The sequence below is a fragment of the Bradyrhizobium liaoningense genome, from assembly GCF_018130825.1.
In the GTDB taxonomy this organism is placed as follows: Bacteria; Pseudomonadota; Alphaproteobacteria; order Rhizobiales; family Xanthobacteraceae; genus Bradyrhizobium; species Bradyrhizobium liaoningense_B.
This window is the reverse complement of sequence record NZ_JAFCJS010000002.1, coordinates 451,585-472,725: the sequence shown is the minus strand read 5'-3', so window position 1 is coordinate 472,725 and position 21,141 is coordinate 451,585. Positions and strand designations below refer to the sequence as shown.

General features: G+C 59.1%; 15 protein-coding genes and 1 pseudogene. 8 read left to right on the top strand and 8 right to left on the bottom strand.

The annotated features are described in order from the left end of the window. Positions 1 to 307 precede the first annotated feature (307 nt). Together JQ603_RS10695 and JQ603_RS38415 are read right to left on the bottom strand one after the other, a co-directional pair. Entirely contained in the window at positions 308 to 2,239 is a 1,932-nt protein-coding gene (locus JQ603_RS10695; protein WP_349630726.1) for a Na+/H+ antiporter, read from the bottom strand. 393 nt (positions 2,240 to 2,632) lie between these two features. Continuing rightward, positions 2,633 to 3,046, bottom strand: a pseudogene (locus JQ603_RS38415) (hypothetical protein); the annotation flags it as partial. Positions 3,047 to 3,830: 784 nt separating this feature from the next. Between JQ603_RS38415 and JQ603_RS10690 the strand changes: the two are divergent. Beyond that, complete coding sequence (locus tag JQ603_RS10690) at positions 3,831 to 4,094, top strand: hypothetical protein (RefSeq protein ID WP_212339226.1); 264 nt, start codon at positions 3,831 to 3,833, stop codon at positions 4,092 to 4,094. 802 nt (positions 4,095 to 4,896) lie between these two features. Further along, positions 4,897 to 6,066, top strand: coding sequence for an LPS export ABC transporter permease LptF (gene lptF, locus JQ603_RS10685; RefSeq protein ID WP_212339224.1), 1,170 nt, complete (start codon positions 4,897 to 4,899; stop codon positions 6,064 to 6,066). Between the two features lie 220 nt (positions 6,067 to 6,286). On the opposite strand, the gene JQ603_RS10680 is transcribed toward lptF, so the two are convergent. Further along, on the bottom strand, positions 6,287 to 6,958 hold the full coding sequence (locus JQ603_RS10680; protein WP_212339973.1) for a flagellar hook assembly protein FlgD: 672 nt from the start codon (positions 6,956 to 6,958) through the stop codon (positions 6,287 to 6,289). A gap of 877 nt (positions 6,959 to 7,835) precedes the next feature. On the opposite strand from JQ603_RS10680, the gene JQ603_RS10675 reads away from it, so the two are divergent. Both JQ603_RS10675 and JQ603_RS10670 read left to right on the top strand, forming a co-directional pair. Then, positions 7,836 to 8,369, top strand: a complete 534-nt coding sequence (locus JQ603_RS10675) for a hypothetical protein (RefSeq protein ID WP_212339222.1) — start codon at positions 7,836 to 7,838, stop codon at positions 8,367 to 8,369. 648 nt (positions 8,370 to 9,017) lie between these two features. Next, positions 9,018 to 9,989 (top strand): hypothetical protein, encoded by a 972-nt coding sequence (locus JQ603_RS10670; protein ID WP_212339219.1) that lies wholly within the window; start codon positions 9,018 to 9,020, stop codon positions 9,987 to 9,989. Positions 9,990 to 12,627: 2,638 nt separating this feature from the next. On the opposite strand, the gene JQ603_RS10665 is transcribed toward JQ603_RS10670, so the two are convergent. From JQ603_RS10665 to JQ603_RS10645, 5 genes are all read right to left on the bottom strand, one after another. Continuing rightward, positions 12,628 to 13,614 carry a Bug family tripartite tricarboxylate transporter substrate binding protein gene (locus tag JQ603_RS10665; protein ID WP_212339216.1) on the bottom strand — a complete coding sequence of 329 codons (987 nt, stop codon included), beginning with the start codon at positions 13,612 to 13,614 and terminating at the stop codon, positions 12,628 to 12,630. A 96-nt stretch (positions 13,615 to 13,710) separates the two neighbouring features. Beyond that, positions 13,711 to 14,733: a PdxA family dehydrogenase gene (locus tag JQ603_RS10660; protein WP_212339213.1), complete on the bottom strand. Its 1,023-nt coding sequence runs from the start codon at positions 14,731 to 14,733 to the stop codon at positions 13,711 to 13,713. 27 nt (positions 14,734 to 14,760) lie between these two features. Further along, entirely contained in the window at positions 14,761 to 15,858 is a 1,098-nt protein-coding gene (locus JQ603_RS10655; protein ID WP_349630725.1) for a 2Fe-2S iron-sulfur cluster-binding protein, read from the bottom strand. 23 nt (positions 15,859 to 15,881) lie between these two features. Then, positions 15,882 to 16,367, bottom strand: a complete 486-nt coding sequence (locus tag JQ603_RS10650; protein WP_212339208.1) for an aromatic-ring-hydroxylating dioxygenase subunit beta — start codon at positions 16,365 to 16,367, stop codon at positions 15,882 to 15,884. Next, positions 16,364 to 17,626 carry an aromatic ring-hydroxylating dioxygenase subunit alpha gene (locus JQ603_RS10645; protein ID WP_212339206.1) on the bottom strand — a complete coding sequence of 421 codons (1,263 nt, stop codon included), beginning with the start codon at positions 17,624 to 17,626 and terminating at the stop codon, positions 16,364 to 16,366. The genes JQ603_RS10650 and JQ603_RS10645 overlap by 4 nt, the downstream gene beginning before the upstream one ends. A gap of 199 nt (positions 17,627 to 17,825) precedes the next feature. Here JQ603_RS10645 and JQ603_RS10640 point away from each other — a divergent pair, with 199 nt between their 5' ends. From JQ603_RS10640 to JQ603_RS10625, 4 genes are all read left to right on the top strand, one after another. Further along, entirely contained in the window at positions 17,826 to 18,392 is a 567-nt protein-coding gene (locus JQ603_RS10640) for an NADPH-dependent FMN reductase (protein WP_212339204.1), read from the top strand. Between the two features lie 337 nt (positions 18,393 to 18,729). Next, complete coding sequence (locus JQ603_RS10635) at positions 18,730 to 19,968, top strand: cytochrome P450 (RefSeq protein ID WP_212339202.1); 1,239 nt, start codon at positions 18,730 to 18,732, stop codon at positions 19,966 to 19,968. Between the two features lie 2 nt (positions 19,969 to 19,970). Continuing rightward, positions 19,971 to 20,294 (top strand): 2Fe-2S iron-sulfur cluster-binding protein, encoded by a 324-nt coding sequence (locus JQ603_RS10630; protein WP_212339200.1) that lies wholly within the window; start codon positions 19,971 to 19,973, stop codon positions 20,292 to 20,294. Between the two features lie 68 nt (positions 20,295 to 20,362). Next, complete coding sequence (locus JQ603_RS10625; protein ID WP_212339197.1) at positions 20,363 to 21,127, top strand: SDR family NAD(P)-dependent oxidoreductase; 765 nt, start codon at positions 20,363 to 20,365, stop codon at positions 21,125 to 21,127. Positions 21,128 to 21,141 lie beyond the last annotated feature (14 nt).

Below are 21,141 nucleotides of genomic sequence, written 5' to 3'. Positions count from 1 at the left end.
GTACCCTTCGAATCGGCGCGGGGGACTTACTAAAGTGCTTCGTTCAGCCACTTCTTGACCTATGCTTCTCCGAGGTCGGCACGCTGCAGCGGTCCTTCAGAGCTTCAACTTCGCCGTATAGTCGTCGAACGTACCGAGATATATGAAGACCACGTTGCCGTCACGCGACCGTGTTGATGTGTGCAAGATCTCATCGCCAGCCGTTGTCGATCTGTCGCGGCCTGACACTCGCGATTTGCGGCCGGCCCATCGTATTCGGTGGCATTGATACCTGTAGTATCGCGCGAACTTCGTACCTCCTGGAATCTCAGTCGCCGATCCGCGCCTCCATCAGGTCGATCTCACGAACTAGCTTGTGCATGGCTTCGGATTCAAGTTGGCTAGCGCGGGCTAGTCGCACGACTTCCTCACGTTCGGCTTTGAGGCCAACCTTGAACAAGCGACGTTCGATTTCGTGCAATTGCTGACTGCTTGCTGAGTCCTCGAGACGTTTCGTGCCGAGATCCGCGCGATAGCGGTAATAGTCGATCACCCGCAGGCTCGCCTCCGCCGTGAGAGCGGTATCGGTTGTTCCGTCGGCCAGCGTGCGCTCAACAGCTTTGATGGCAGTTTCTGCTGCCCTGATGCGCGCGGCGTTTTCCAACCCTTCCGAGGGTTCCTCAGGTGGGAGATTGAGATTTCTGAATAGAATTGGAAGACAGATGCTGGCCGCCAGCAGGGAGAGGATAATGACGCAAGCGGCCAGGAAGATCGACAGATCACGTGCGGGAAAAGGAGAGCCGTCGGATAGCGTCAACGGCAAGGTGAGAATACCGGCGAGCGTCATGGCGCCCTTGGCACCGGCTAATGAAGTCGCAGCAACAAAGCGCCAGCCCGGGCGCCAGCCGTGAGGCGCGATCGTCTCACCACGTTGCCGAGCACGAAGCAGGGTGAAGCGTAGCGACACCCAAACCCAGACGAAGCGGGTTGCGGCGAGAACGAGCATGATGGAAGCCGCGTAGAGCATCAGCCATCCGGGGTCATGATGCCCAGTCTCGTGCACCGTCTTCACCGCACCGGCAAAGATGCCTGGAAGTTGTTCGCCGAGCAGAATGAAGATCGTACCATTGGCCGCGAATTGGACCATGTCCCAGACTACATCCCGTCGCATCCGGCTTTCCGCAGGCGACCATACTGGGTTCTCGACAATGCTCATCGTGAAGCCGGCCGCGACGGCAGAGAGGATACCAGAGCAATGGGCATGCTCTGCGACCAGATAGGAGGCGAACGGGATCAGCAGGCTCACCAGAATAAAGGAACCGGGACCGTTGTCGTATCGCATCGAGATCAGGCTCCAGGTGCGGCTTGCACACCATGCCACCGCAACGCCGATGGCAAGGCCGCCGGCGGCTAGCCACAGGAACGTTACTGCAGCAGTGGTGATGGAAAATGAGCCGGTGAGGGCGGCAGCGATCGCGAAACGCAGACATACCAGGCCCGAAGCATCATTGAGCAGCGCCTCACTTTCGAGGACATGCATCATGCGCTTCGGAACAGCGACGCGTGTGGAGATCGCGGACACCGCGATTGGATCAGTGGGGGCCAACACGCTGGCGAGCGCGAAGGCACCTGCCAGCGGCATCGCCGGGATCATCCAGTGAATGAAAAAGCCCATGCCAACGACGGTGAATACCACAAGACCGAGCGCCAATTCCAGGATGACACTGGCGTCGCGAAACAACCCATCTTTTGGAATGCGCCAGCCGTCAAGAAACAGCAGGGGTGGTAAGAATAAAAGAAAGAAGATCTCGGGCCTCAACTTGACCCCCACGTCCAGCGTGGCTGTGATCAGGGCGCCGATCGCGATCTGGATTAGCGGAAGTGGGATAGCGACGGGAATTATGCGCCCAAACACCCGCTGATCACAACCGCAAGCAAAAGAATGAGGACGAGTGTGATCGTGTCCATCGACAGTCCGTTCGTGGGGCCGAGAGATACGGCAGACCGGGTTTTTCCGAAACTGATGATAGGGTGGGGAGCGGGCGCCCTGCAAGGTGGCATCCAGGACACCGATCTTCGGACAGTTCGTACCGTTGCTGTAAACCACAACGAGATTGACTGTGATGGTGGTCTCATCGATCCTGTCGTTGTGATCGAAAGAGCTATATATCTTCGATGCTACCGCCCTGAACGTGGCCTCCACTTGCGATGCCTGCCGAGAGACGTGCAGCTGCGTTGTTTTAACAGGATCGATAATCAACAGCCGGGGTCGATGCCGTCCGGTTAGGGGTAAATGCAACTTGGTGATAGTGGAGGTCGTGACATTAAGTAATCGACCGGCGCGCGTTAGTTGTGGCCGGAGCCAGAGGTCACCAGGCGTAATGCACGACGCTCTTATTATGATAGCTTCGTGTCAAACTAGAAAGCATACCCTTCGGAAGTCACCACGGCGGACCGGCCTTTGAGCCACTAACGAATGTCGCCAAGGTCAACGCTACAAGCGTAGGACCGCCGCCGGGCGTCTCGTCAACGTCCGGGGCTTGGGCGGCGGCCCATCGCGGCCCGAGAATTTGAAGGTCTTGGACCACGAGAGCGACTCTAGAGCGTTTGCTGCAGGCCCATCAAGCTGGGAAAAATTTCATTGTATTGGCGTTCATTGACGCCTGTTGCAGAAGGAGCGAATCGACGTCAAGTCAAGCAGAGTCACCATAAGGCCGGCAAGAGGGCCTCGACGCTCCGGCAGGGGGCCTGACAAACCTGGACGATCTTGCTGTCCCCTAGAACATGGCGCTCCGCCACAGGCCAATCGTCGTGCGGCGTGGTCGATCTGCGCATTGCCTTGAGCGACGATGGAGAGCGGCTGCAAAGGAGCTGCGGGCCCCGTCACGGCAGTTACCGCGGCCGCCGGACTAAAAAGCTCCTCGCCCGAACGCCCTGCCTGGCTGCCGTCGGGAAGAGAGATGAATACCTTGAGGCCATGCGGTCGCCTGTCCTGCAACAAGAGCGATCCGCCGTGCGCCTCAATGATGTTCTGGGCGATCGAAAGCCCGAGCCCAGAGCCGCTGGTCTTGTTCCTCGTGCGAGGATCGTCGCTCCGAGCGAAAAGGCAAGCATGGCCGCTTTTCTGTGATCCGGAATTCCGGGGCCATTATCCGAGATCTCGATGGTCGCGGCCGCGCAGCCGAGGCGTAGGGTGACGTCTGCTTTGGTGCCAGAGCCAAGTGGCATTATCGATCAGATTGCTGATGGCGCGTTAGATCTCATCCGGTTTGGCGGTCAGTGCGAGGCGCGTCGGGCCGTGATAATCTACGGAACGTCATAGATCCGAAAACTCATCGCACACCATTTGCACCAGCGCGGCGAGGTCTACGAGAGTCGGCTTGACGGCGCTCGTGCCACGCAGGAGCGTCCGAATAGAGTCGAGCATCGATTGCATCTCGTCGAAATCGCGCAAGATCTGCATACGCTGCGTAGGATCTTCAAATATATTCCGAACGCAGCCGGAGTCGGGTGATCGGGGTCCGCAAATCATGGCTGATCGCGGCGAGCATGTGGCTTCTATTGTTGATCAGAGACGTGATTCGATCCTGCATCCAGTTCAACGCTCTCGTCGCAGTCCTGATCTCCTCCGGTCCAATCTCGGGTAACGGCGCCGATGGTCGATTAAGACCGAAACTATCCGCTGCCGTGGCGAATACCGACAAGGGTGCGCTCAGGGCGCGGCTAGCCCACATGCTGAGCATCGAAGTGCCGACAATCAGGAACAACAGGTTGCTCGGCCAGAGACCCGTCACGAATCTTGGCGGGTTCGGTGTTTCCACTGTGGCGTCAAGAATGTCACCATCTCCAAGATGAAGCAGGACGCTGGTCGTTTCGGATCGATGCTGCAGGAGCAGTTCGGCACCGCCATTGAGCAGTGGCGGAATAGTTATGCGGGCCCGCGTGGCTGCTGCGAGAAGTTTGCCATCAAACAGTCGAAGATCAAGATCAGAAAGAGTGCGATCAATATTCTGAAGGACAATGCGACGCTCGTCGCGGGGTGTTTCTTCAATGATCCTTGCAACAAGCTCGAACTGCCTGAACGGATCGTCCTTAAGCCGTGCGGTCGAGCATGATGTCGCCGGCTATCAGCGCATAAACCAGCACAAGTAAAGCCATTACCAGCGCGGTGATTTGACCACTGAAGCGCACTAAGAGTGCAAAGCTCTAAGAGTTTGCCGGACCAGATCGCGCTTTCCCACAGGGGGCGTAGGGATATGGCAGCCTGCTCTTGCTAGATTGTGATGCGTTTATGAGTGTTTCATCGGCGAGCGGATGAGGCGAGGGATCGGTAGAGAAACGCCAAGCTGCCTCTATGAGTTCGAGGTGAGCGTTCGGACCCTTGGCGACCTCGAATTGCGGCGGGGTGACACTGCAACGACGGCGGTTCGGTAGGCGGAATGTTGCTGAAATGTAAATGTAGGGTCTGATGGATGCGGTCCTTTGCGAGTTTCGCGATAAGCTCGCGGCTCCCTCCTTGAGAGCTCTTGTTCCAGTTGATGGGCTCGCGTCGATCGTGTCCTGCGCCTGCGAGCCAGTATTTCGTTATGTATGGGGGGCTCGTTTTACGCGCATTCCCTCGAATATGATTTCGACATCGATAGCGGTGGCGGGCGATGCAAGTTCAATTTGCGCTGAGCCCTCAACTTCCAGAAATATAGTGAAATAATTTAGTACGGCGAGATCTGTGTGCATGACTGTAAGCCGAGCAGCGTCGCTCTCGTCAAGCCGAGCGCGGGGAGCGCTCACGGTCGCGATCGAGGTCGAGCCTCAATTAAGCGGTTGAGATCTTCGCGCCGTAGCTGGGTACTGTACTCGGCGATGCGAGTGCCAAAGCGATCGTAACGTTCTCGGAATTCATGGGGTGGACGGTGATGCATGGGGTCGATCGATAGGTATATCTTCCGCACGACGCTGGCGTCGTTTGCGCTGGTCCTGGTCAGCCTCACCGGCGTGATCTGGATTACGCAGGCGTTGCGCGGCATCGACCTGATGACGAGCCAGGGTCAGACCATCCTCACCTTCCTCGGCATCACCAGCCTCGTCATCCCGGCCCTCGTCCTGATCATCTCGCCGATCGCGCTGATGATCGCGATCTCGCACACGCTGAACAAGCTCGCGACCGATTCCGAGATCATCGTGATGAATGCGGCCGGCTTCTCGCCGTTCCGGCTGTTCTATCCGTTCTTCTACGCTACCTGCGTGGTGGCGCTGCTGGTCGCCTTCATCGCGGCCTATCTCGCCCCCGACGGCATGCGGCGGATCAAGCAGTGGGACGCCGAGATCACCGCGGACGTGCTCACCAACATCCTCCAGCCCGGCCGCTTCGCCCAGCTCGACAAGAACCTGACGATCCGGATCCGGGAACGCCAGCCCGGCGGCATCCTCGCCGGCATCTTCATCGACGACCGCCGCGATCCCAATGAACGTGTCTCGATCGTCGCCGAACACGGCGAGGTCGTGAAGAACGATACCGGATCGTTCCTGGTGCTGGAGACGGGCAATCTCCAGCGCTTCGAGGCGGGCAAACGCGATCCCGCGCTGGTGGCCTTCGGTCGTTACGGTTTCGACATGTCGAAGTTCTCGGGCCAGGGCCGCGACGTCACACTCGGCATCCGCGAGCGCTATCTCTGGGAGCTGTTCGCACCGTCCGAGGATGATCCCGTCTACAAGCAGATTCCCGGTCAGTTCCGCTCGGCCTTGCACGACAGCCTGTTGGCGCCGATCTATCCGTTTGCCTTTGCCGTGCTGACCTTCGCCTTCCTCGGTGCGCCTCGCACCACCCGCCAGAGCCGTAACTTCTCGATTGGCGGCTCGGTGCTCGCTATCCTTGGCCTACGCATGGCGGGCTACGCCTGTTCGGTGATGGTCGTCAAATCGCCGGAGGTCGCGTACGTGCAGTACATGATGTTGTTCGCCGCGATTGGCTCCGGCGTTTGGATGATCATCGCTGGCGTCGTGGTTGAGCCACCGCCAGCGCTGACGGAAGTGATCCGGAGATCGAATGCGCGCATCGCGCGGCTGTTGCAACGGGGAGCCGCCACGTAAGGACAATCCCTGCAACTCGCTTGTGAGCGAACGCTAAACCGTTGGTGCGCGCCCGCATGGCATGCTTGACTGAGCCAAGACACGGAAGGAATGCCGCCGAGGGCGTCAACATCCAGGTTCTGAGGCGGTGGCTGATTGGGCCTTAAGCGCCTGAGGACCATCTTGGGCCACACGGACGACCCTAACCCGGCCCGTCCAAGCCCAGATAGAACTTCATGGATCAGTCCGTTACGCCGACGATGTTTGCGGCACTGACGGAGACGCCGTTCACGGTGAGTGATGGCGTGCTGGTCGAGGTATCGATGCCGGTCACTTTACCTGTCGTCGTTGCATAATTGAAGACCGAGTTGCCGACGGAATTGGTCGCTGTCACCGATATCGTGTATTGGCCGCCGTCTGTGAGCTGATTGCCGTCCGAATCCTTGCCGTCCCACGTGAATGTGTTGGATCCGGCGTTGCCGGTGCCAGTTCCAGTCCACACGGTCTTTCCAGAGGAATCGTTGATGCTGATCGATACGTTCGATGCCGTGCTGGATAACGAGTAACCGTACGTCGCTGAGCCGTTAGTGAGCGTTGCCGTATCGGTTTTTGCTTCCACGGTATGGCCGATATAGTTGACGGAGTTTAGCGTCACGAGGCTAGAAAAGGAACTCGATAGCGAGCTCAGACTGCTATTGATGGACTGCTGCTGATCGTAGTTCGAGTATGACATCAATTGATTGGTGAGTTCAGTGGTTGATGTCGTGTCGAGCGGATTCTGATTTTGTAGCTCGCTGACCAGGATCTTCAAGAAGTCGCTTGAGGAGAGGTTGCTCGACGACGAGGAAGAGCTCGAGGACGACGTCGTGGCTGTTGTTGCGGTCGAAGCGGATGTGGTCGCGGAGACAGTCATCGGGGGCCTCGGTTCACTGGCTATGGGCGCGATGAGTGCATCGGCCAACCACAAGGAAGTTCTCTGCAGATGAAACGTATGGGGCGGCATATCCAGGCGCGAAAAGTAGGCCGAACCGCTGATGCAGGCGGTTTTTACTGCGCGTGCGCGCATCTGTCGCGGTTCGGCGACGCAAGGCTTTGAGCGCTGGCAATACCGGCAGAGACGTCCGAGCGGCGGCTTGCGCTCCCAGCGATGGAGGTCGAGCCGATCGATGCCCAGGTCGGTCGTGAGGACCATCGAAAGAGACGGCGACGCGGAAGAACGGGCGAGCGTCGTCATGATCGCTGCTCAGTGGTGAGTGTGAGATTGCGCGCTCGTTCGGTCGCGATGATGTGCGTGACGCCAGACAGACCGTGCGTCGCGATTGGAGGTCCCGTTGTTTCAAAGAATGTCAGACCATTTCATGGTGTCGCTCGCGTCATCACCGGGTAGATCGCAGGGTGCCGGAGCTGTCTCAATGGGGACGATCCTCCGGGACCGGCACATCGGTCGCGGAGGCGCAACGGCGTTGAGAGGCGGGCGAGCCCCCCGAGCACGAGCCCGCGTCCGAGCTGTTGGTCAAAAAACTGGAAAAAAGTGCGCCTGATCGTGCGGCATTGACCGTTGAAATCGAAGGGCTGAGCGGAATCCGGGGCCGGCGGGCTGACGCAGGGCAAATCTCGTTAGTTGTCGGCAGTTGTTTGGATGAGTGCGGTCGTGACGCTTTGGCTCGGCTGTCGCCAGATCCTGTTAGGTCTGGCGATCACTACAGGCGCGGAGGGCGAGTTCGCCAACCCGTCCTTGTGGCGTCGGTTAGGCCGACAGTTGATATTTCTACTCCGGCGGAAGGTAATCTATGATGAAGACCATTATCTTGCTCACGAGCACCGTCCAGCATCAGGCCCCCATTGCAAGGCTCTTGCTCGAGCACAATCCAGAGTTGCGCGTCTGTTGTGCGCGGAACGAACGAGATCTCACTAGCATCGAGCCAGATGTGTTGCGTGAGGCGAGGCTGGTCTCATTTGCCACCGATATCGCCGTTCCGGAGAAGATATTGCTACAGCTCGGCTATGACGCGTACAAGTTCCATGCAGTCCCGCTCCGATATCTCGGCCTGCTGCCGCCCCCGGCCGACGAAGATGATGCGGATTGCATATCCGCAATCGCGCAGTCGATGGCAATCTGGCCCGATGCGAGAAAGATCGTCGGGCTCGAGACGCTGACCATTTCCAATACGACCGCCGAGGTCGAGCGCGAGCGTTTGATTTTTGCCCGTATCGCTCATCTTTTCTGGCGCATGGCCTCGCTGATCGCCTGTAATGTGGTCGATCTTCCAGGCGTCATCGACCACCGCGCGAGCCAGAGGCCCGCGTTCGCGCTGCCGAATTGAGTTGGATTTCAGACGTTCGGAGTCCAGCGGAAGAGGGGTTCGATAACCTCGCATAGGCGAATCCAGCTGCTCCTCTCATTTGGGTGACGCCCTGGCGGGCTTGATGATAGCGGAACCCAGCCGACGTTCGATGTCTTCGTCAGCACGAGACAAGAGATTCTCGTGTGGGGCTTTGGCAAGCGTTGACGCCCCGAGTTGAGGCATAGATGGGGGTGAGCGCCGGCTTGAGGTTGGAGGGCGCGACTCCACATCGTTCAGCGTTTGGGGCATGCAACGATCCAAATCGTACCGGGAGCGATTGCCAACGAGTGGCCAATCCATCTGTCGGTCATGACGTGGTGTAAGCGGCCGGGCGACGTTCGGCGCATCGCGCCCATAGCACAGGCAGCTGGGAGGTTGCTCAAGACATCAGGAGTCGCTTGGTGCGCTCGATACTGAGGCGCTCCCGGATGCGCCGTATTGATCGGCATGCAGGCCGCACGCGGAATCCTACACGATCGCGGGCAATAAGGTACAGTTACACTTGGTAACAGGTAAAGCCGGATTTTAGCCTCTAGTCTCCGCAATGAGTGAATAGCGGGTCCCGCTTCGTCCGACGGCGAGCGCGGTGCACACCGATCTTACTCCGGGACTTTGGGACTTTGGGACATGAAGCAGACGACGCTGCGCTACCGGGCCTTGCGACGAATCCGCAGCCTTCCGGCGGAGACCGCCTTGAGAGTTCTGGGAATTCCGGCGATCAGTCGAAGATTGAGCGGGGCCTATGAGGCGGCACGAGCATCTCACCAGCCGCGCCTCCCCCAACTCTCGCAGCTTGAGATGGACATCGTCGCCGGCTTGAATACGAACGGCGTCCATATCACTTCGCTGGAAAAGCTGGGGCTGCCTGATACGGACGCGCTTTGGAGATCGGCGACCGAGATAGCGGCCGCTTACGCGCTCCGTGCCGCGAACGGCGAGTTTGACGGCGAATATACGGTGCAGGTCGGGGCCGACGATATGATGCGCCATCCGCACATTGTGCGTTGGCCTCTGAACGATCGCATTCTAAACATTGTCGAGACATATCTCGGCTTGCCCGTTGCATATGACACACTGAATTTCTTCTATACTGTCGCCGACGGCAGGCAGATTGCGGCGCGCAGGTGGCATCGCGACGTCGAAGATTGGCGGATGGTCAAGGTGGTCGTTTATTTGCACGATGTCGACATGGACACCGGCCCCCTCGAGATCCTGCATCGCTCCTTTTCCGGCAGCGACGCGCTCGACGGCGCCAATTATCCAATCCTGACGCAGGAAATGCTCGAGCAGAGGCTCGGAAGAACGCTGGAAGACGGTGACGTGACAACCTGCACCGGTCGGGCCGGCACGGTAATCTTCACTGACGTCGCAACTCACTACCATCGTGGGCGCCCAGCAAGCGCGCGCGACCGCTGCGCGCTCTTCTACAACTTCTTCTCGCGCAATCCGCTTCGGCCGTTCTTCTGCGAGAGGCATGTGTTCTCACGGGAGCAGCTTTCCGAACTTGCTGCCGGCCAGGCCGCCCGGGCGCGCCACTGCATGTTATGGCGCTCAAATCTACCTTTACTCGCTCGCATCGTACCGACTGCGCCGCTTTGAATGCTGATGGTAAGCTGTGTCGGTGGCTGTAGTTCGCGTGGCTCCAGCTCGGGCCTCATCTGGAAGTCGACAGTGAACGTGGAGTAAGATTGCAACAACCTGAGGCTTGCCGAGTTCGGGAGCGTTCTCAAGGCCGTGGAAATCGCGCGGGGTGTGCCAGACGAGCGGCTCGTGGTCTAGCCGATTGGACATCTGACCCAAGGGCAATGGTTTGATTGAGAGGGCAGGAGCTCTCACTGCCATGGAGTAGCGTACTCGCTGGGGCCGACGGTGCTTCAGAAATCAGGTGCCGCCGTCAAAATGGCAGGTGGCGGCGTCACGAGTTTGCCCTCCTTAGACAAGGTGCCGATGATCCCGGCGGTTCGTAAAGGCGACCCAAAACGCAGCGTTTGCATCCATGCTGGGAAACGGGCTCTCGATCTTGTCAAGGCGGCCATCGCCGTCGCGGCTGTACCTGGCAGCGCGCGCCGGCCTCCAGTGTGAGCTGCATCGAACAGAGGCACCTGGCCACTCGCGCCCGCGCTGTCCCGCCGCCTTGGATCATCTGGGCCAATATCCAGCGAGCTTATCCGGGTGTCGATGGCCCGGGAGCCGCCTCTGCTCACGAAAACATCGCCCGACTGCGTCCGGCCGCTGGCCAAGATCAGGGTATTCACCAATGCTGCATTCAGCGTCGCGGGACAGCCTTTGTCATCTTTATGGTGGTGATCGGAGGGATTGGCACCATTGAAGGACCTATCATTGGTACTCTCCTCTACTTGCGGTCATTTCTTGCGGAATTTGGGTCCCCTTACTTGATCCTCCTCGGCGGGCTGGCAACCGCCACCATGATGGTTGCTCCGAAGGGTATCTGGGGGATGTCATGGGACGTTCAGACCTATCGCTGTTTTCGGTTCGCTATCGCGTGAAGCTTCAAGATCGAGGTGCGCACGACCATCAGGAGGAAAGTGCCCGTCAAACCCGACTAGGACTCTCATAAGTCCACACTGGATCATCTGCGTTTCGATGCCGCTATACGCGGACCCGCGTGGCCCGCGGCGCATTGATGAGTTGGTTCGGCGATCGGGCTAACGCGAAAAAAGATGCCATAGGCCTAAGCACCATCAAGTAGAAAACGGATGATCAAGTCTTGGATATTCGAGTTTCTGTATGCGTCCGACGCAGGCGGCGAAGTCACGGAGCAGGCTGCCACAATTGTATTCGACAACGCGATCGCGCTCTGGCCAGGGATAGAGGCGCTTGGGTTAGAAGGTATCTTCTTCAGCGAGCACCTTGTGGTCTTTCGTACAGACCATCGGCCAATCTGCTGATCGCTGCGGCTGCTCGCTCGACCGCGCGGCTGCGGCTCTGCGTCATGGGCGTGGTGCCGGTACGCCCGCTCAGATCGCCGAGCAAATTATCATGCAATGTCGGGGCTGCGGTGCCGGGCATGTCCTGGCACTGATCCGGCGCGCCCCGAACGAGCAGCGGATTCAAGCGCTCGAGCGGTTTGGAACGCAGGTGATTCCCAGTCCTCGCCGGGCTCAGATCGGGTGAAAGATCCTTCGGAGGCCCGATCGTCGCGGGGCGCGACGTACGCACTGTAGCAGACAGTTGCGCGCGAGGATCCTGATCAGATGATGGTCGACGGAAAGCGAGCACTGAGCGATCCTCTGGTGCATCGCCACAGCAGTTCACTGCCGTATCACTGCAACGGTCGTATCGCGACAAGCAGGTTGGCAATTGGAACGCAAACGCAAAAAATCCAAGCTGAGGGCCTGGATGGCCAGCGCGCCGTTGCCCCAATAGGTGAGGGCACCCCGCGAGCGTCACGAATCCAGGTGGAGCGCTCCGGGGCAGCCCTCTTGGTGTTGCTTTGAGCGTTCGACATCGCTCTGCCTGCGGACGATCAACGTCATGGCACCGGCTCGAACACTGCTCGTCAACGTTGCGTGACACTCCCGGACTCGTTGTTCTAGCCACAGGGCTATCGGTAGAGCCCTGGTGCGCTCTTCGAAGTGCTCCTGACCACCACTGTCGGAAGCCCATCATCGGATGCCCAGCGGCGCCAAAACCATCCTTTCACGAAGCAGGCCGAACGTCAGTCGCAGACGCGCACTCTTCGATAGCGCCACGCATTGCCGGTCCAGACGCGATGCCGTTCGTACCAGCAATCTGCACCATATGCCGCGTCAGGCCCGACATAGGCGGGCCCAGGCGGCGGTGGCGGCGGAGGAGGTGGAAGGAGTGGCGGTCCGAAGCCAGGTCCGGGGCTGGGACCGGCCATCGGAAACGGTTGTGCACTGGCTGCTGATGCCAGAAACACGCATCCGGCAATGGCGAGCAGGAGGAGGGGTAGTCTCATCTTGAACAACTCCAAAAAACGGCCAGGAACACTGCAGCCATCCTGATCAATCATCCGTCCCATCTGAGCGTCACCGACACCGGTGTCACAGACACCATGGGCCTCAATGGCGCAATCCGGAATGGTGCTTGCAAAAAGCTCCCGACCGAGCGATGTCAGGGAGCCCGCGTCCACTTCTTCACTTCGCTAGCATGATCGTCGAGGGATTTTCACGAGGCGAATTGTTTTCAAATGTAAACGGGTGTCATGATCGAGGAGGCTGGCCAAATCCAAGAAGGGCCAGGGTCTGGCAAATCATTGGACCTCAATCTGGGCGGAACGGATGATGCCGCCCCACCTCGCCCGCTCGCTACTGATGAACGCCTCTGTGTCCCTGGAATTCATCGGAGCAGGCTGAACGCCGAGCGCCTCGAACTTGGCCTTCACATCTGATTCGCGGAGTATCTCAGTGACTGCAGAGTTGAGGGTGTCGATCGCCGCTTGTGGCGTGTTTTTCGGTGCCATCAGAGCGAACCATGTTACCGACGAGAAATCCGATACACCGGCCTCGCGCACGGTGGGGACATCCGCGAGTGACGGCGTGCGCTCAGGGCTGCATACGGCGATTATTCGTATTGCGCCGCCTTGCTGAAGGCTGAGCGAGGAGCCGAGATTATCAAAGAATAGATCCACCGTGCCTGCCATCAGGTCCTGCAGAGCAGGTGCCGTCCCGCGATAGGGAACATGGGCGAGCCTCGTATCCGTGAGCCGCTGGAACAACATCGCCGTCAGATGGGATGTCGACCCGTTGCCCTGCGAGGCGAAGGTAACCCTATCGGGGTTGGCCCTGGCGTAGTCGATCAATTCGTGGACCGTCTTTGCTGGGAAATCATTACGTACGTCGATGACATTCGGTGCAGTCCCCAGCAGTGTAATCGTTCGGAGGTCGCTGGGACGGAATCCAAGCGTCCTGTAGAGCCCTTCATTGATCGCAATCGGCCCCGGCGGGCTGGCTAGTAACGTATAGCCGTCGGCTGCACTGTTTGCGACGAACTCCGCACCGATATTGCCGCCGGCACCGGTTTTATTCTCGATGATGACGGGCAGTCCCCATCTCTGTCTCAGCTTCTCCGCAACGATACGAGGCAAGCTATCGGCCGTTCCGCCAGCGGGAAACGGCACGATGATTTTGATGATCTTGGATGGATATCTCGAATCGTCGGCGGCGCAACTGGAGAAGGGATGGAGTGCCGCAACCATCGCAGCGAACAGGGCCAGTCGTATCGGAGACTTGCACGTCATACTCGATCTCTCCTCCCGAAAACTGTAGCTATTGTTGTTTCGGACGAGCCGGGCCTCTGGTTCCGCCAAACCGTCGTGCTTCGCACCAACAGGCCGTCACGGCTTCAGTTGGGCGCCGGTGGACTCGCCGCCGGCGTCTGCCACTCGATCTCCGATGAGTCGCAATGTACGAAGCACGGCGGTCGATTCCGCCTTTCCCTGGCCGGCGATATCGAAGGCACTGCCATGGCCGACGCTTGAGAAAATGATGTCGGATCCGACGGAAAGCGCGGACACGTCACGGCCGGCCAATAGCTTCACCGGGATATGCCCCTGATCGTGATAGATCGCGACGAATCCGTCGATATCCCTTCGTGTCAGGAGGATATCTGCGCCAATCGGACCTTCGACGAGGAGTCCGGCCTCACGCATGCGTTTGACAGCGGGAACCGTGATGTGCTCGTCGTCGTCGCCAAACAGCCCGTTCTCGCCGGCGTGGGGATTGATGCCGAAGATACCGATGCGCGGGTGAGAGAGACCGAGACGTTGCAGCGCACTTGCACAAGCCATACCGGCCTTCTCAATGAGCTCCGGGCTTAGCCTAGCAAGCGCATCGCGCAGTCGCTCGTGCAACGTGGCGTGCAAAATCTTCAAGCCGCCGCCGATCAGCATCAGGAAAACGCTGTTCTCGTCCGTGTGCGTCAATCGCGCGATCAATCCAGGATAGCCGGAAAATGGAATGCCGGCAGCGTTGACCGCGGTCTCGTTGTGCGGGCATCCGACGATCGCTCCCGCCGCGCCTGACCGAACCAGGTCGATCGCAGCTGCGACGTAGTCGACCGTTGCCCGTCCGGCGGCGGGGTCGACCCGACCGGGATCGAAGTGCATCAGTGAAAGCGAATCGACCGAATGCCAATAGATTGCCGGATGATCATCCGAGCGCCTGTTCTCATGAGAAATGAGCTTGATGCCGTTCGCATGACGCTCTGCGTAGTGGCGAATGACATGGCCGTCGCCGACAAGGATGACATTCAAGCTCGACTGGCCGGCGAGCGCGCCGGCAGCCTTCACTGCAATTTCGGGTCCAATCCCATTCGGATCGCCGATGGTGAGGGCAATCGTATCAATTGCTTTACTCATGAGAACGCTTCGCTGCGTGAGGAAAGATTAGGTTGAAAGCGCCGCATAGCCTTTCGCTGTCGCCGCGGCAGCTGCCAGCCGATCTGCGCCGCGGTCGCCGGAAGGCACGAATGCATCGCTAAAAAACGCATCGTTTGTCAGCCCCGACTCCGAGCAGAGATCGTGTCGCGCCGCTTCAATCATGACTGGAGCACCGCAGGCGTAGACCTCCAATTCCGACATGTCGGGATAATCGGCTTGCACCGCGCGATGAACGAGGCCGGTTCGCCCGCGCCATTTCGAAGACGGGGCGGAAACAACCGGCGTGAAGGTGAACCACGCATGCGCCTCTGCCCAACTCCGCGCGAGGTCAAGCATGTAAAGGTCAGATTCGATATTTGCGCCCCAATACAGATGAAGGGGCCTCGTCAGACCCGACTTGATGCCATTCTCGATGATTGACTTCATCGGCGCGAAGCCGGTTCCTGTAGCGATCAAGATCGCCTTCCGGTCAACAGCATCAGACAACGAGAATTCGCCGTACGGAAGCTCGACGTCCAGCGTGCTTGACGGCGCGAGACGGGTAAGGATGCCCTCCGAGAACGTGCCGCCCGATACCCGACGAATATGCAACTCGACCTCGTCATTCTTCTGCGGCGGATTCGCCATCGAATAATTCCGGGAGTCGCCCCCGGACATCAACACGCGCAGGTATTGGCCGGCACGGAAAATCCCGCGCCGTCCAATCGGCAGACGAAGTTGGATGATCGATACGGTTGGTGTTGGTCGGTCGATCTTGCGAACTTTGGCTGTAAAGATCTTGCGTTGTATCGTCTCCGACGGTCGGATCCGGCTCGGAGAGATTTCAATGTCGCTTTGCGGGCGGGCCTGGCACAGCAGTACGCTCTGCATGGGGCCCGTGCACATACCTTGTCCGCGGACGAAAGCTGTTCCCGCAACGAGATCGCCCAGGCACGATGCGCAAACGCCCTTCCGGCAAGAGTAGGGAATTGAATAGCCCGCTCGCTCCGTTGCATCGAGGACGCTTTCATTAGGCGCGCAGTCGTAGGAAATATCCTGATCCGCAACGCGTATGGTAAAAGTCAACGAAGCCTCCAGTCGTCTTGTTCTTCTGGCAAGCCACACTTCGGGCTGATCAGGCAGCGCAGTTAGAGAGGAAAGCCCAACAACGTATCGATATAGCCACTGTCGAGGACGACGATGCGTCTGACTAGCTTCGCGTCGTCATCGGTCATGCGGTAACGGTCGACGTAGCGGCCGGTGGCAAAGAGATCGGTCGGGCCCTCCCGCGTGATCCTGGCCACCATGAACGGCGTCTCGGAATCCAGCTCGTTTCCGTCAATATCGGAGATGTAGGGGTGTCCAAGGAGGTGACGATAAGAGTGGCGCTCGTACACATTGGCCTCAAGTAGCGAGAGAATGCGGTCGCGCAACATATTCTTGCTGTCCATCCACATAAGGCCGGCTTCAAGATTATGGGCGTAGTTGTCGGCGGTCGTAATCTTGTAGAAGCAGTCGTCCACGAAGAAGTCCGGCCATGCGGTACTGTCGCCGTCGTCGATCTCACGCACGTAACGTGCCTGTACCATTGAGATCAGCATCATCAGCTGCTGACGTCGAATGAGGTCTCTCATACGCTCATCCTCAATCGGTATTCCTTCCAGAAGCCGCGAACGGCCGCCTCGGTGATGCGATCGTCACTGCTGCTAGTGGAATAGCCGCCCATAGCCAACACGGCCTGCTCATTCGGTGAGCCAGCGGTGCCGCGCTGTACAAAGCCGCCGATGCATCCGTCCTCCATCGACACGTAACCGCCGGGACCCACGAGATTGGATTGCTTCATCCTGATTTTGCGCTGCTCGGGAGTATCCTCCTCAAAGCCGAAATAGGTCCATTTGAGATGCATCGAGTTGATTCCGCGTGGGAGGATCGTCCGCACGGCGAGCGCATTCTGGATCTGTTGCAGAACGAAGTTGGGAAAGACCGTCAGAATCTGCAGCGTTACGTCGTCGCCGAACTCCTTGAAGTTGGCGAGCAGCGACATGTCCGAGAGCGTCAGATCGGATTGGGAACGGATGTTTTGCCCCGAATAGACTTGCTTTGCTTTCGCGGCCTCTGCTTCGCCGTCGACCGCGGAGTAGCTGACGTGCGATCCACCATTCTGGTTGACGATGATGCCGCCACGCTGGGACAGCCGGTTCAACTCGAACGTGGTGAAGAACGTGTGCAGGATGCTCGCGTGATAGCTGTCCTTGGTGTTTTCGACATACAGCTTCCAATTGTTCGGCAAGATCTGCGTGAAGCGACCCAACACCACGGGCTTGCGGCCGTTCAGGACACGCGCGATCCGGCGAACGATCTCTGGGCCAAGGTAGTCTTCGATCTCGTCCACGTTCTCGTCAAAGCTGCCGAAGACCAGGCCGGACAGGACGGCGATCCGCAGTTTGCGCGGACCGTGATCCGACTTGCAAAAGTCCCTGGCGATCCCGCCTTTGCCTGCAATCCCGTTCTGAAACGCGATCCCGATGAGATCGCCTTGAAGGCTGTGCGTCCAGGCGTGATAGACGCATGTGAAATCCTTGACGTTCCCGCGGTCTTCGAGCGCAAGCAGGGAGCCGCGATGCGCGCAGCGGTTCTCGAAGCCATAGATTTCGCCGTCGCGATCTCGCGTCACGATGACAGGCGTTTCGCCGACATGCACCGCAACGAAATCTCCGGCGATCTGCAGCTCGACCTCAAGGCAGAGGAAGCTCCAGGTTGGCCCATTGAAGAGCTTTTGCTGTTCGCGCTTGTAGAGGTTCGCATCGTTGAAAGTCCAATAAGGGATCTGCCGGATCTCTTCCTCTTGTTGCCACTCAGGTGGCTTCGCTTCGAGACGCGAAAACTCGTTCATCAGAGAAGCTCCGGCAATTATGTTCGATATACGAACATCGGTCGATATGCGGTTTTTGTTTACAGGCCGTCTCCTTTGGTGTCAAGATTTGGGCGGTGCCGAGGGGTGACGCGGCCTCCCGCGGGCGCGCCGTCGGCGATGATGCGGATGGTCGCGCTCGAGCCCAATGGTCATCAGCGAACGGAAAGGATCGCGCTTGATGAGGCTGCTTTTTCTCTCAGGTAGTAGTCGTATCGGTTCGGTCAATTGGAGACTGGCGAGCGCTGCTGCCGATCTCGCGCTACAGTCGTTCGCAGATCGCATCGACGTTGTCGGTCTCGATCTCTCCGAACTCGATCTGCCGAATTGCGAGAAGGCGACCGGCCATGATTGGCCCAACGATCTCGCGCGTCTCAAGGAAGCGTTTGACGGGGTTGCGGGCGTGTTCATGAGCGCCGATGAGTACACGGGGAGCTATTCAGCTATTTTGAAGAACGCGATCGGCTGGATGCGTCGCAGCGATCCGGAAATGCGCACGCCATTCGCCGGCATGCAAGTGGCGCTTTGTGGAAGTGCGACGCGCGGTGTCGGTGGTTTGCGAGGCCTGCCGGCGCTTCGACAGTTGCTTCGCGAGCTTGGTGCGTTGGTCATCCCTCAGCATCTTGAGCTCGGCACTTCGGAAAGCGCCTTCGATGGGGAAGGGCGGCTTTTGCCGAAGCTGCAGAGGCAACTGCTTGACGGGTGTCTTGGCAAGCTGTGCGCGCTCACACCTAGGCCGCTCGTATAGGTTGGAAGGCAGTGTGCGAATAGCGAACGAAAGTTGGTGCGGCGAGCTCTCATCGGCCTGATCTGTCAGGTACGCTTCGGCGCTCATTTGTTGTGCAAGGGCTGACTGCGCCGCTTCGGTGCGATGATGCCGGTCCGTGAGACGAGCGTGCTGCGGGCGGACGCGTCGTTTGTGCGCGCTGGCTGCTAGGCAGGCGACCGCTGCGTCAAAAGCGAAACGTTGACACCCAAAATAGAGCTGGGTAAATCATAAGTCGAATAACGGACAGGGTTCGAATAACGAACAATAGCTCTGCAAGGCCAGGCCATCGTCAGGCTGGCTAGGGATGGAGGAATGGATGCTGCAGGTTGGCCGTGACGAGGTCGGCGTGACGCCGTCGCCGGGGGCGCCGGTCATCACCCTCGATCCGTACTCTGACGAGGTGATGTCCAATCCCTATCCCTATTATCAGGAGATCCGCGAGGCCGGACCGCTTGTGTGGATGCAGAAGTACGGGACCTACGCCGTCGGTCGTTACGCTTCGGTCATGCGGGTCTTGACCGACCACGAGACGTTCTGCTCGAGCGCCGGCGTCGGCCTCACCAACTTCCATACTGAGACGCCCTGGCGGAAGCCAAGCATCATTCTAGAAGTGGATCGCCCGGAACACACTCGCACCCGCAAGGTGTTCTCGCGGATCCTCTCACCGCGGTCGCTCGGTAGGCTTCGTGAGCGGTTCGAGCAAGAAGCGCAGGCGATGGTAACGCGCTTGGTCGCGCAGAGTGTCTGCGACGGTGTCAGAGATATCGCTGAGGCGTATCCGCTGAAGGTTTTCGCGGACGCCGTCGGACTGCCCGCGGAGGGGCGGGAACACCTGCTCCCTTACGGTGACATGGTATTCAATGCCTTCGGGCCGCAAAATGATCGCTTCCGGGACTGCCTGGCGCGGCTCGGCCCATCGATCCGTTGGATCAACGAGGTCTGCCAACGCAAGAATCTGAGCGAAGGCAGTTTCGGTGCAGAACTCTACGCCGCAGCCGATGCCGGTGAAATTACCCATGAAGAAGCTGGGATGCTGGTGCGCACGATGCTGTCGGCGGGTCTCGACACCACGATCTTCACCATCGGAAATGCGCTTGCGTGCTTTGCACGGTATCCGGATCAGTGGGCGGCTGTCAGACATGATCCGGCGATCGCGCGGCAGGCGATCGAAGAGGTCTTGCGCTATGATAGTACCTTCCACTCATTCTATCGTACGACGACACAACCCGTTACGCTGGAAGGTGTCGATCTCGACAAAAACCAGAAGATCCTTGTCTTGATCGCCTCGGCGAACCGCGACGCGAGCCATTGGACAGCCGCCGATACGTTCGACGTACATCGCAAACCGGCGTCCAACCTGGCCTTCGGCACGGGTATCCACGGCTGTGCGGGGCAAATGATCGCGCGACTGGAGGCCGAGATCGTCCTGAAGGCACTGGCAGCGCAAGTCGAAGTGTTTGAGGCGCTCGGCGAGCCGGAATTACACTTCAACAACACCGTTCGTGGATATTCGTCGTTGCGGCTGCGATTGATCGCGAAAGAAAAAAGGGCGTAGCGATGCCGGTGATCGTCTACGTCGAGGCGGGTGGCCAACGCACTCGGGTCGAGGTCGAGGCAGGGGCCAATGTGATGCGAACCGCAGTACATAACGGAATAGGCGGAATCGTGGGAGAGTGCGGCGGTGCCGCGATGTGCGCCACCTGCCACGTATATATCGAGGACGAAGGGGCCGAAACTCTTCCGCCGGTCGGCGAGGTCGAGAACGAGATGCTGGAAAGCGCCGCAGCCGAACGATTGCAGAGCAGTCGTCTGAGCTGTCAGCTCAACGTTACCGGCAATATCGAGACCCTGGTGGTGCGGATCCCTGATCGGCAGCTCTAATAAGATCGTCATCCAGTCTTCCGTCGAACGATCTCCGCATCCGTCGGAGAGCTGCTGAGGAGAGTTTCATGTCTGAAAGTCCAAAGAGCCAACGCGTGGCTATTGTTACGGGAGGAGCGAGCGGTATCGGTCTCGTGCTGGCCCGCGCGCTCGCCGCCGACAGCTATTCGGTGGTTATCGCAGACACGCAAAACGCGGAAGCGGCTGCAAAGACACTTTGTGATGAAGGCCTTCGTGTCGTGGGGGTCTATGCCGACGTGACGAAAGTCAGCGATACGGAAAACATGGTGGCCCATGCAGTCGCGGCGTACGGTGGATTGGACGTACTGGTAAATAATGCCGGTCTGTTCACGTCTCTGACCTTGAAGCCGTTCGACCAGATCTCGCCAGCCGAGTGGATGAAGGTCATGGAGGTCAATACGCTCGGACCGTTCCTGTGCGCGAGGGCTGCATTGCCCGCCTTGCGTTCGCGGGGCGGCGGCCGGATCGTGAATATCGCGTCCACCTCGCAACTGAAGGGGGCACCCTTCATGCTTCACTATACCTCAAGCAAGGGGGCGGTCGTTGCCTTCACGCGTAGCCTGGCGCGCGAGCTCGGTGGCGAGGGCATCACCGTCAACGCAATCGCGCCGGGTTTCACCTTGAGTGATGGCGTGCTTGCGGCGGGAATGGAGGAGAGGATGGGGGAAGTCGTCAGGCGCTTAAGCCGGTCGATCCAGCGCGACCAGATGCCGGCCGACCTCGTCGGTGCCTTGCTGTTCTTCGCGGGCGACGGCTCAGCCTTTGTTACGGGACAGACCTTGGCTGTCGATGGTGGGAGCGTCTTTCTCTGATATCCGTCGATAGC